This window comes from Zavarzinella sp. (assembly GCA_041399155.1).
Taxonomy (GTDB): domain Bacteria; phylum Planctomycetota; class Planctomycetia; order Gemmatales; family Gemmataceae; genus JAWKTI01.
In genome coordinates this window covers 386091-398843 of the sequence record JAWKTI010000001.1, presented here as the reverse complement: position 1 = coordinate 398843, position 12753 = coordinate 386091, and the positions used below count along the sequence as shown (strand labels likewise).

7 protein-coding genes and 1 tRNA gene are annotated in these 12753 nt (G+C 46.8%); 5 read left to right on the top strand and 3 right to left on the bottom strand.

Features of this window, described 5'->3' with window-relative positions; all coding sequences use genetic code 11:
- Nucleotides 1-82: 82 nt before the first annotated feature.
- Nucleotides 83-2305 carry a DUF1549 and DUF1553 domain-containing protein gene (locus R3B84_01730; GenBank protein MEZ6139266.1) on the bottom strand — a complete coding sequence of 741 codons (2223 nt, stop codon included), beginning with the start codon at nt 2303-2305 and terminating at the stop codon, nt 83-85.
- Nucleotides 2306-2602: 297 nt separating this feature from the next.
- On the opposite strand from R3B84_01730, the gene R3B84_01725 reads away from it, so the two are divergent.
- The 4 genes from R3B84_01725 (at nt 2603) to R3B84_01710 (ending at nt 7999) form a co-directional block, all read left to right on the top strand.
- Nucleotides 2603-4111, top strand: a complete 1509-nt coding sequence (locus R3B84_01725; protein ID MEZ6139265.1) for a sigma-70 family RNA polymerase sigma factor — start codon at nt 2603-2605, stop codon at nt 4109-4111.
- A 291-nt stretch (nt 4112-4402) separates the two neighbouring features.
- A complete protein-coding gene (locus tag R3B84_01720; GenBank protein ID MEZ6139264.1) occupies nt 4403-5635 on the top strand; it encodes a HEAT repeat domain-containing protein in 1233 nt (410 codons plus the stop codon).
- A gap of 48 nt (nt 5636-5683) precedes the next feature.
- Nucleotides 5684-5756: transfer RNA gene (locus tag R3B84_01715), tRNA-OTHER, on the top strand.
- A gap of 743 nt (nt 5757-6499) precedes the next feature.
- Nucleotides 6500-7999, top strand: coding sequence for an ISKra4 family transposase (locus tag R3B84_01710; GenBank protein MEZ6139263.1), 1500 nt, complete (start codon nt 6500-6502; stop codon nt 7997-7999).
- A 10-nt stretch (nt 8000-8009) separates the two neighbouring features.
- Here R3B84_01710 and R3B84_01705 read toward each other — a convergent pair whose 3' ends face one another.
- Nucleotides 8010-8477, bottom strand: coding sequence for a hypothetical protein (locus R3B84_01705; protein MEZ6139262.1), 468 nt, complete (start codon nt 8475-8477; stop codon nt 8010-8012).
- A 1-nt stretch (nt 8478) separates the two neighbouring features.
- Nucleotides 8479-10383: a hypothetical protein gene (locus R3B84_01700; GenBank protein ID MEZ6139261.1), complete on the bottom strand. Its 1905-nt coding sequence runs from the start codon at nt 10381-10383 to the stop codon at nt 8479-8481.
- Between the two features lie 763 nt (nt 10384-11146).
- On the opposite strand from R3B84_01700, the gene lysS reads away from it, so the two are divergent.
- On the top strand, nt 11147-12661 hold the full coding sequence (gene lysS, locus R3B84_01695; protein ID MEZ6139260.1) for a lysine--tRNA ligase: 1515 nt from the start codon (nt 11147-11149) through the stop codon (nt 12659-12661).
- Nucleotides 12662-12753: the final 92 nt, after the last annotated feature.

Genomic DNA, 12753 nt, shown 5'->3' with positions numbered 1-12753 from the left:
CCGTAGACATTTATCAGTGTTGCGTGTCGTATAGAGATCATCTGAAAGGAGTGGTATCGTAAGCAAATAATGTTCAGGTTTGTTAATTGATGTAGATGAACTCGTTGCTGTTCAGCAGTGCTTTGCAGAAATCCTGTAATGCCTGTTGATCAATTTCGTTGTCTGGACGAACTCCCGGAGCTTTTCGCAGGATAATCAGTTGCTGCTGGATGAATTGTTCAAACAGTTTCATCTCTTCAGTTCTGGTTGGCCGTCCATAAATTCGCCAGACAATTTGCTCCAGCCGCTCGCGCCAGGTCTCAGTGGGCAATTCCTGCATCACCGCTTTCGCGATTGCTTTACTATTAGCCTGGGTCCACGGTCCGTTTAACAGAATCAACGCCTGTGGTGCGTGGGTGGACATTGCCCGTTGTCCGCAGGGGCTGATCCGGTCTGGCTGGTCGAATGCTTCAAATAATGGCAGGCGAACATTCCGCTTGGCAAAAAGATACATACTGCGACGTTGGTGCTGCCTGGCATCCGGGGTCACCAGCCAGAGTCCGTCTGGTTCCCCTTCGGTAAAGAGCAGGTCATAAACTTCAGGCTCCAGTGGAATTTTCACACTATTGCCAAACATCTGCGGGTTCAGTTGGCCTGCAACTCCCAACATGCTGTCCCGCAGAACTTCCCCATCTAGCCGACGGACAGGCATTTTCCAGAGCAGGTGGTTGTTAGGATCGGCAGCACGCCCACGTGGGTTGTCGATTCGCGTACTTTGCTGATAGGTGCGAGACAGCAGAATCATGCGATGGATTTTTCTGGCCTGCCAGTTGTTGCGGATCAATTCCTGCGCCAGATAATCCAGCAATTCTGGGTGGGTTGGTGGGATGCCCTGTTTGCCAAAATCGTTTGGTGTGGCAACTATCCCACGGCCAAAATATTGTTTCCAGATGCGATTGACGTAAACCCTTGCCGTTAAAGGATGTTCGGAGTGCGTCAGCCATTTTGCCAGATCGGCTCGGGTCAGCCGCACATTCTTTGCAGGTGCCTGACGGAGGATTTCTGGAAAATCCGGGCCCACCGGTTCCAGTTTGCGGTGGACTTCCCCACGCTTCAGAATGTGGGTAGTCGGGATCGTCGATTGATTCTGAATGGTCCAGATGACCCCCGGGTGGGCAGGTTTCTGAGTTTCCAGGTGATAAATCTGTTCCCGAAGGTTTTTGCGTTTGATCGCATCTTCAGGTGACAAAGCTGCGACAATTTCATCCCAAGTGACCTTCAAGAGAGGGAGTGACTCCAGCACCAGTGCCTTTTCGGTGGGGGTGCGTTTGCTGCCTTCGGTCTGATGTGCCTGTTGGAATTTGGGTTCCAGTTTTTTCAGTTTCTGTTCGCGAATGATCGGAATGTATCGGTTGTCGATTTCTTTTACCGCAGCACGGAGCGGCTGGATCTGTTGATTAAGTTTTTTTAATTTATTATCGTATTCTGCCAGCACAGCTGGGTCGCCAAACGAAACATCTTTCATCTCGGTGTTCGCAAAAAAGGCCTCCATCTGGTAGTAATCTTTTTGCGATATCGGATCAAACTTATGGTCGTGGCAGCGGGCGCAATTCATCGTTAATCCCAAAAAAGCTGCCCCCACACCAGTGACCATTTCTGTCAGCACTTCCTGACGTGCTACTTCTTTATCAATATTGCCGGAAACCAGATGAACTGGCCCCAGGCGGTTCATACTGGCTGCCACCAGCAACCGTTCCTTATCCGTGGGGTGAAGAATTGCCAATTCATCACCAGCAACCTGCTCGGTCAGAAACTGGTTGTAGGGTAAATCTTCATTAAAACTGCGTATCACATAATCCCGATAACGCCAGGCGTGGGGGCGATCACCATCTGCTTCATAACCATTTGATTCTGCAAATCGAACCACATCCAGCCAGTGGTGGGCCTGGCGTTCTCCAAAGTGAGGACTTTGCAGCACCTCATCGACCAGTTTTTCATAAGCATCTGGCGAATTGTCTGCCAGAAAAGCCTTTACCTGTTGTGGAGATGGAGGAAAACCAAGCAGATCCAGATAGACCCTGCGGATCAATTCGGAAGCAGATGCTCGGGAAGCAAAAATTAATGAATTCTCATTCAGTTTATCAAAGATAAAACTGTCCACAGGTGTCCACAATTCTGCCTGTTCGGCGTTTCCCACTGGCGGAATGATTTTCTTAACTGGCTGAAATGACCAATGAGTCTCGGGTGCATCTGGTTCTGCCGCACGCAACGTCGGATAAAGTATTGCAAAAAAGGCACTTACGAAAAAGAATGAGTAGATTTTCATGATTTGCAGGTGCGTTCAACCGGTAAAATTTGTCCCCCGCGCTACGATGCATGATAGCAGTCGACCACTGGATTGCAACAAAATTGTAACAATTGTGAACCAATGTCCATAGTAGCAGCGTCTAATCAGTAGGAGTGTTGAGGAACAGACTGATAATTTGGGTATCTTTGTAAAGTTTTTCGGTCTGGGCTGAATTTTGAAAGTATATTTTGCTTGTTCTCAGCAGATGTAATGGTGTAAGATGGAATTACCTCTCTTGCACCACGTTCACTTCACCTCAGGTGGATGGGAAGATTCATGAAAAATAATATGCGAACTGGTACAAGCCGTAAATCCGTGGTATCTCGTGGCAGCGTGGCTGCCAACGATTACGACGATTTTGACCATGATCCCGAACTGGCTCAGGAAGTTGGAGAATTCAACAGCCGGGGTGCAGACGATTCATTAGGGCTTTACTTGCGGCAGATGGGCTCCATCCCAATGCTTAAGAAAACGGAAGAAGTGGAAGTGGCTGCCCGCCTGGAAGTCTCGCGCATGCGATTCAAACTGGCCAGCCTTTCTTCCATGTACATTCTCTATCGGACATTGCACACTTTCGAAGCGGTTCTGGCAGGCCAGCTCCCACTCGATCCCAATATTGATGTCTCTGCCACGGGAAATTGCAAACGAGACCAGATTCTGCGTCGATTGTCGGTCAATGTGCCCACCGCTGCCCGCATTCTACAGGAAGAAAAACTGCAGTTTGTGAAATCGCTGCAGTTGGGCGACCTGGAAGAACTGAAAGTTTATCGCCATCAGCGCTGGCGTCGCCTGAAAAAGGCCCGCACCTTGCTGATGGAACTGGCACCACGGGTGGATAATCTGGAACGGTGGGTGCAGGATCTGGCACGAAAATCGAGCGAATTGCTGCCACTGGCAATGCCTGCAGAGGATTTCCCAGAACTGGTACAGGAACGTCTCGAACGCAACTCCCACCTGCGTGGGCTGATGGAATCGGTGCTCAGCGAACCAGAAGAGCTGAAAGTACTGGTGAAAAGCATTCAAAAACGCCAGCATGTCTATCAGCGGGTGCGGTCGGACCTGGCGGAAGCCAACCTGCGACTGGTGGTGGCCATTGCCAAAAAATACCGCAATCGCGGCTTGCCTTTTGCAGACCTGATTCAGGAAGGGAACCGCGGCCTGATCCGAGCAGTGGATAAATTCGAATACAAACTGGAATACAAGTTTGGAACGTATGCCACCTGGTGGATTCGTCAGAGTATCCAGCGGGCTCTGGCCGATCTGTCTCGCACGGTCCGTGTTCCCTGCCACCAGATTGCCGTTTTGGGGCAGACAGAACGATTACGCAACGAAATGTCTACCGAACTGGGCCGTGAACCCAGCCTGGAAGAACTTTCCGAACGATCTGGCTTGTCCGTAGAAGAACTTCGTTCGCTACGTGCCGTGGGACGCAATCCTGTCAGCCTGCATGAACCATTTGGCGGCGATGGCGAACGGGCACTGGAAGATTTTCTGCGTGATCGGATCACCACCGTACCTGGGGAAAATGTCGATCAGTTGCTGTTACGGGAACGGATTGATGAAGTACTGCGTTCGCTTGCACAACGGGAAAGGGAAGTACTGGAACTTCGGTATGGCCTGAAAGATGGCAACCCCCGCACGCTCGATGAGGTGGCCAGAATCTTTGGCATCACCCGCGAGCGGATTCGCCAGATTGAATCCCGTGGGATCTTAAAACTGCGTCAAGCCCCACGTTCGATGCGGTTAGAACAATTTACGGACGAAACCAGCAGTCCAGCGGAATAACCGGTTGTCCAAAATTTGAAAAAACTGGAACAATCATTACAATATGCATGTTTTAACGCATGATGCACACCACCCGACTCGAATTGGCGAATCGTTATTCCACGGTTTGGAATCTCACTCTAATGTAAGAATACTGCCCGATTTGCCGTATATTCGCGTGTGTCATTGCGATTGTTTGCGATTAAGTGGTTTTTGTCAGCCGATTCCATGTGACCGATGTCGATCAGGAGGATAGGTGCTGTATTCCAGGATGGAAGTGATTCACAAGTGATGGTTGAAGGTAGGAGAGGTATGTTAAACAGGATTGTGTTGATCTCTATCTGTGGTTTGCTGTTCGCTTCATCTGCGTCTGCAGGTCTGTTTGAACGGCGAAAAAAAGCAGATGAAGAGGCCTACGTCGAAAAACTACTTCAGCGGCTGGCAACTGATCCTTCCGAAGTGGTACGGGCTGTTGCTGCCAAAGAACTGCTCGATTTTGATGGAAAAACGCATCCAGCGATTCTGCCTTCCTTAGTGAAATCTCTGCAGAACGATCCCAGTCCAATGGTGCGTAGTGAAGCAGCAGCAGCGATTGGTCGCGTGCGTCCACCCTCACCCAAAGCAGGATTTGCACTGGAGCAGGCACTGACGAATGATGCTTCGGAAACGGTGCAGAAGAATGCCCAGTGGTCGCTGACGCAATATCGCTTTCTGGGCTATCAGGGGAACCAGATTGAACTGGCCAGAGCACAGACCAAGGAACCACCGCTTGCAATCAGCCCGGGAATTACTTCGCAGCAAATGCCTTCCGCTTCTCAATACGTACAGCAACAACCCACACCAACCCCTGCTCCACGTGAACGTAGTGGGCTTTTTGGCGGCAGACGGCCAATTCGCGACCTGATTTTCGGTCGTGATGATGAGCCTGCTAAGCCAGCTGAGCCAACGCCACCACCGCCGCCAGTAAAGCAACCAGAAAAGGATACTCCGAAACCAGTACCACTGTTACCATTTGTGGATGAACCGTTAATTGATGGTGTGGATGGCAATCGCTTCCCGGTAATGTATCGGTTACTGAATTTCGGTCGTTCACCGGAATCGATGACGGCACCGCCGAAGAGCAGTCAGCCCACACAGACAACGGAGCCACCGATTGCACCGCCACAGCCCACGTTGCCGCCAAAATCGATGATTGGGAATCCGGCAGATATCACCATCCCACCGGTGCCTTCTACGCTGCCGGAACTGCCACAACTGCCGTTGCCAACACCCGGTACGCCAACTCCAACACCCGTGCCCGAGTTGAAGCCAGCACCCGCACCAGTGGAAAATCCATCAAAGGAACCGTCGGTAATCATCCCGATACCTTCAACAAACAGTTTGAAGCCACCAGTGGCACCTGTTTCGGATCCAAAACTGCCTGTCCCACCAGCAGTCGATCTGCCGAAGTTACCTGACCTGCCAGCAATCCCATCGATCCCGATGGTACCTGCGCCGACGAATCAGCCAAGCGGACCAGCACTGCCACCCGCACCCGGCAGATAATTGCCCACGTCGAGTAATTTCTCAATGACCTATCTTCTCGCGAATTGTCCCCCATCGTCTAGTGGCTTAGGACGCGTTCCCACTCAGGAGCGAAACATGGGTTCGAATCCCTTTGGGGGCATCTGTTTTCATGTACACTACTAGTGAGAGTATTGTTGACCTATCTGCTAATACAAACTTAAACCGCTTAATGCAAACAATAAACAATCCGAAATTTCAAAAATTATCCAATCATTAGAGTTATATAATCTACTATTCATTATTGAATAATTTTTTCCCTAGTCGAATTCTCTTCTTAACTTCCGCATGATCAAAATTTGGAGGTGTAGGTTTGTAGTCTTCAGAATCTTTTTGTAGCCCATATTGTACGATTTGATGTGAACGCAATTTACTGAGTGGTAAATTGAATGTAAGAAACGTCTGGTTGTCGCCACCTTTAATTCGAAGTGGGTTAAGTTTCTCAGTTTTTGAAGGAGAAACGACGCGAGAATCACCGTACTGTGCGCAATTCACCTGTATCACGTAACAATGCAAATCACGAGCGGCTGATTCAACAATATTTGAAAAATAGTTTACATCAGGGTTAAACTCAGAACATACAACGAAATCCACCTTGCCCTTGAATAGCCCTCGATCCTCAATGCTTGTAAGTTCATAACAGTTGTAAACTGTAAAACTGACTCCACGCCATTGAAAAAGATGATATAGACTTTTCGTGGGTTCTATTGGGACTTTCAAATTGTTGTGAGTGCAACCGGTCATTCGGGAGGGTTGGGTAACTGATTTAGCAAATTGGGGTGTAAAAAGATGGGTCTTTCTGCGATATCAGGGTTCTGACAACCAAACATCGCAGGAGACCCAATAATGATTATCCCAGACACATCTTCTTCAATCAACCCCAACTTCCTGTTTGGCCTATTTGATCGACTCGCATCAGAAGTCAATCGTGCTGTACAGGAATGCATGCCGATTCGTGATTTCGAGCAACATGTTCAACAATCGGTTGCTCAAATTGGTGCTTCAGCAATCTCGTTGTACCTGGAAATGCTTGGCGATGGCGACGTGGGAGAAAAGATCCAGACAGAAACAGGTGAAGTGCTTCATCGCAGCGAAGAACCCCGACAACGGTCCATCCGAACGATCTTTGGTGAGCATCGGTTTGAGCAGTATGTTTATGGCGTCGATCTTGGCCGCAAGATTGATTTGTATCCTGTGGATGTCATGATTCAGATGCCAGCAAACACATATTCTCCGTGGTTTCGCGAGGTCATGCATTATCTCAGCACAAAGATGTCGTATCAGGAATCATCAGATGTGATTTCTTTGTTGTATCTGCAAAAGAGTCCGGTCGATACTCTGGAACGAAATATCCACAATCTGAGTGAATCTGCAGAACAGTTTCTGAATGAGATCCCAATTCCTGCACCAACAGCAGAGGGAAAGATTCTGGTGGTGAGTGCCGATGCCAAAGGAGTCCCCATGGTTCGCAAGACGAAGGCGATTCCAGCGTTTGATCAACGGTATTTTCCTGGTAATCGGCGTATGGCGACGCTGGCGACCGTATATTCCGTGAATGAATATTTTCGAACGGCTGAAGAGATTGTCGCAGCGTTATTTCGAGAAAACTCGAATCGTGAGGAGAAACGCCCCGAACCGGTGGGCAAAGTGGTTGCGGGATTTTTGTCGCAATGTGATGCGGAGGGGGTGCTGATCAGAGGCACGCACCACGCGATGGTGTGGGCAGCAGAACAGGTCGAACGTCGCCACCAATCAGGTCAGCCTTTGGTACGGCTGATGGATGGTCAGACCAGTTTGTGGGAAGCATCTGATGTCAATTTCGATTCATACGAAACAATTGATATCCTGGATATCATTCATGTTGCCAGTTATGTGTGGGATGCGGCAAAAGTGTTTGAGTCTCACCGTGAACATCAGGAAGCGTTTGCTCGAGACCGCCTATTGAGAATCCTGAAGGGAGATGTGAAAAGTGTGGTTTCGGGAATCCGTCAGAAAGCGACAAAAAGCGAATTGAAAGCAGAAAAGTTAAAGAAGATTAATCAGGTTTGCAACTACTTTGAAAAGAACTACCACCGGATGAGATATGACAGCTATTTGCAGCAAGGGCTGCCGATTGCAACTGGGGTGATTGAAGGGGCTTGTCGGCACCTGGTGATGGATCGAATGTGCCGCACGGGAATGAGATGGAAAACGAAAGGGGCCCAGGCAATGCTACACGCCCGAGCAATTGATCTGGCAGGTCGAACCAGAGATTTTCATATTTACCTGGCTAACCAGGAATACCAAAGAACAGACAGGTTCCGCAAACAGCTCAATCTGTCCCACTTATTACCCTTGCCCGGATGACCGGTTGCACTCAATTGTTGTTTGTTAGCAAGAATGTTTCATGCGGTGAATAGTGTCTTTTAAGCCTGCGAACTGGTATACACTCTTTAGTGCCATTTTGGTTACGAAAAGGGAGAACGGCAAGCAGTTCATTCCAGGCGCAACCTTGGTTATCCAAGCGATGCTCAAGTCCACAGACAATACCAATTTGGTGCGATTTTGCCCATCGAGTGATAAACGTTGCCCAGCTATGCGGAATCGATACTTCAGGCAAGACCAAAAGATCAGTACGCTTAGCAGGACACCTTACGCCATGTGCAACGACGTCATTCAATAGCTCGGAAAGAGCGGATTTGCGTGTACGAGAGATATTTGGGGCACCCATAAAACTAGCCTCAATATCATTTTTGTCGACAGGAATATGCCCCACAGCCACACGTAAGTTTTTATGAAGATCTGGGTTGTGTGCACCTATAGCAACTGTGTTAAATGATGGCATTTCAAATCTCCTCATTTACAAACTTTATGCCAGAATGTACATTCTGATGAAATTGTTTGTATAATTGCTGCGCACGTATTACAGAGTTGTCTTTGTGCACGTGTGCACAGCCTGAATCTATAAAACTCATACATTCGTCAATGTGTACAAATCTAGGAGTATATTTGACAATGTGATCGTCAATATGCAGACCAAATGCACTCGTCGGTCTTGTTAAGTCTCCTTTGTAATTTGTATAGTTTAACAATGGAATCGAAACTAGGTGATGTCTAATCATATTGGATTGCCGTAATTCAAAGATAGTACTATCGGTTTCTTCATCGATTACACTTATAAGTGACATGCTCATCGCCAAACATAATTCAAGGTGTTCAAAAAGAAATTTCTTAAGGCGTGCTGTTAAAGTTGAGTTACTAAACTTGATTTTATCTATTTCGTATTTTATATATTGAACAAATTGATTGCGCCCTTTTCGATCCCCAGCCACAACAAAAAAACTAAGCACACTTTCCCACATATCAAAAAAATCGATTGAATTTCTGCCTTTAAAAAATTTAATTAGCTCACTGCGCATTAGCTTGTCGATCGCAGATTTTGTCATTAAATATAATTGGGTTTGCTTCACTAGGTGGGTTGACAGTTCCCAGCGATTCTCAGCGACAGCCTTCACGCTGCGAAACTTGTTTGCTGAGCCATCATACAGCAAATCGTATGCAACCTGCTCAACTGGGTTTTCATCTCCATCAAGGGGCAGAAGCGCAAAATCACTTGCATTTTCTTGGATCTGTTTCTGAAACTTGTCAAGACCAGCAGTTGAGTAATTTGCGTCAAAGTACTGCAGAATGCATTTTGATTGCTGCAAATAAAGACCCGGCCTACATAGGATTTCATATCTCTTATTTTCTTCATCCCAATTAAGAATATTATTATCTATCAGCAATTTTTTCATAATGCTATTAATTGAATTTTCTTCTGGTGGCGACTTATGCATTGTCACTACCATAAAAATATCATCAACATAGCGTCCATAATATGCTGGCCTTAAATTGCTAATAATTAAATCGTCTAATTTTTTTAGATACCAGTTAGCAATTAATGGCGATGCAGACAAACCAATTGGCAAACAGGTCGCTTCATCTAATAAAGTTGGATGTGTAATGCCCAACATACTATCAAGCTTCGAACGGTAATCTTTGCAGATAGTTTCAATACAGGGCAAGAGTTTAATTCCACATTTCTCATTAAACGAGCTTCCAGAAGCACCGTCAGCACGAAGCTCTTTCCAATTAATTTGGATCCTATAATAGTACTCCTGAACATCTAGACCAATAAGACAAACACTTTTATGATCCTCAGTTATAATTTTTAGTGCTTTTTGAATGCCTTCATCTCGCCACTTTGCATAAAGTTCGTGATACTTCTTGAAGAGCTGTCCCGACTGATCTGAATCTCTACCCACGAATTCATGGAGGCGAGAACCAGTGCAATGATCAGATAGCATTTCATCATATTTCCAGCCTATGCCCATTAGCCACATCACTGACAATAAATGCAATTCTATTGGGCCATCAAATATATAATTTACTTTATTAATTTCATGTATTGGTGAACTAGTCACGTTAGTCAAGAACGAACCATTGAGTTCATTACTTTTTGATGGTCCAATTGCCCCTTTTGGCATTAAATCAAAACCAATTTTATCAATCCATGTTTTGAAAATTTTGGAAGTGTGAGGCTTATCATTCTGACACACTTTTGCAACTGACTTAAGTCTCTGCTGAAAATCAGGCGCGCATTCAAAAGCAGCGATACGACTTCTTAGCTTGAGTGAATTCTTCTCATAATATACCATTTGTTTCAGTTTCTTGTAGGCTACTGACACAAACTGTTCATGCTTGTTTTCCATATAGGGATTGCCTCTTAATCAAGCCGAATGCAGATTGAAGCTCAACTACCTCGCCGCTAGATATCCCGATATTGCACTCAGATTGTGACAAAATCGGATGTCTCACAGTTCTGTTATAATACTGGAATATATTTTCCTGAGCTACTTTATCCTAATTTATTCAAGCTGATAACCACTATTTTTTGAATAACCCCAAGAATCTTTAACTATTTACACAAATTATCTGTTATTCTATTTTTAACACCTGTAACAAATATGCGTAATGGTATTCTCATTGCATCTGGCATTCGCTCTTCGGTTATATCATCTTCGCAGTGACGAATAGGGTAATTCCGTACTACATTCATCCCATGTGAATAAATTTCCATTAAATTCTTTTTATTAAGTTCTTCTCATTTGTTCTTGGTAGCTTTGAAATCTGTGCGATAAGAGTGAATAACGCAAAACAATTCATCCACGATGAAGCAGGCTCTGACAACTAACTAAGGTTTCTTGGTATCGGCAAAATCAAGTTCTTCTCCTGTTACTTTCAACCAGTTTAAGAAGAAAATAGTCAACTTTATCCAAACAACAAATTCAAATCACCCATCCTTGCATGTTTGCAACTGTACTGGCATGTCAGGTTCATTTGGGTTTATACGGTCTCTCCCCCTCCTGTCAGATGAATTGTTTCATTTCCAACAACTGCCGAACCCATACGATAACAGTTTGATCTTCATGATGTAGGTTTGCAACCCGATCGCCCGATTGAGTAGCCAAAGACGTGTCGAATGACCAAGCACAACTGGCTGCGGCAGGAGATGCCCACGCCAGTCGGATGGAAAAATTACGCAAGATTGAAGAAATGGGCATCGATCCATGGGGGGCCCGCTTCGACGATCACATCCCTGTTGAGCAGATCCTGCAAAAGCCGTGTGTTGGATTTGATCAGGAACCCACCGAAAAGGTGCGGGCAGCGGGTCGTATTGTTCTGCGCCGAACCATGGGCAAAGCCCATTTTCTGCAAATTCGCGATATGACCGGCACCATTCAGGTGTGGCTCGGGAAAAATCAGCTTGGTGATGACGGTTGGAATCTGGCGATGCAGCTCGATCTGGGCGACATCATTGGTGTGGATGGTGTTTTTGGTCGCACCAAAACTGGTGAACCCACCATTCGTGGGGAGCAACTGACCTTTTTGTCCAAATCACTGGAGCCTCACCCTGAAAAATTTCATGGCATGCAGGATATGGAATATCGGCTGCGGCACCGTTACCTCGATCTGGTTTACACACCGGAAACGCTGGTACGGGCCAAACAGCGGGTGCTGATTCTGCGAACCATCCGGCGGTATCTGGATGAACTTGGCTATATGGAAGTGGAATCCCCCACACTGCACGCGATTGCCGGTGGTGCTGCCGCTCGCCCATTCGGGACGCACCATAACGCACTGGATATTGACCTGTTCATGCGGATTGCCCTGGAACTGCCACTGAAAAAACTGTTGATCGGTGGGATTGAAAAAGTGTACGAAATTGGCCGAGTCTTTCGGAATGAAGGGATCAGCCAACGCCATAATCCCGAATTCACGATGATGGAACTTTATCAGGCCTACGGTAATTACCATACGATGATGGAACTGACTGAAGGAGTGCTGGTCAGCTGTGTGCGTGCTTTAAACCCAAATGGTTCCCTGACAATACCTTACGGCGAATTTGAAGTTGATTTTACCCCGCCGTTTCAGCGGGCATCGTATTACGAATTGTTCGAAAAGCATGTGGGCTGCTCCGGATTTGATCCCGAAGCGGTGGCGAAACGTGCTGCGGAAAGCAAAATCCCACTGACAATGCGGGATGCCAGCGGCGAAGCGATACAGAAAGAACATGATGTGCTGGTGCAGGAATTGTTTGAGCATTACGTGGAAGATGCCCTGATTGGCCCAGTTTTTGTGTGCGATTATCCCGCAGCCTTGTGCCCACTGACCAAGCGGAAACGAGATAACCCCGCAGTGGCAGAGAGGTTTGAACTGTTTGTGCGCGGGATGGAACTGGCGAACGCCTACACGGAGTTAAACGACCCCATCCTGCAGGAAAGCACCTTCCGGAAGCAGTTGACTGGCATGAATGAAGAGGATTCCATGGCCAAAATGGACGACGACTTCATTCTGGCCCAGCGTCACGGCATGCCACCAGCAGGTGGGCTGGGGATCGGTATTGACCGACTGGTGATGCTGCTGACAAACACGCAAAGCATTCGGGATGTGATTCTATTCCCACTTCTGCGCCCGCAGGCGAATTAGTGAACATTCAAGATTAGTATTTTTGAAGATCAGGTGGGATAACTACTCACACTGGCAAACAAATATGAGAATCTTTTAATTGATTCTCTGGC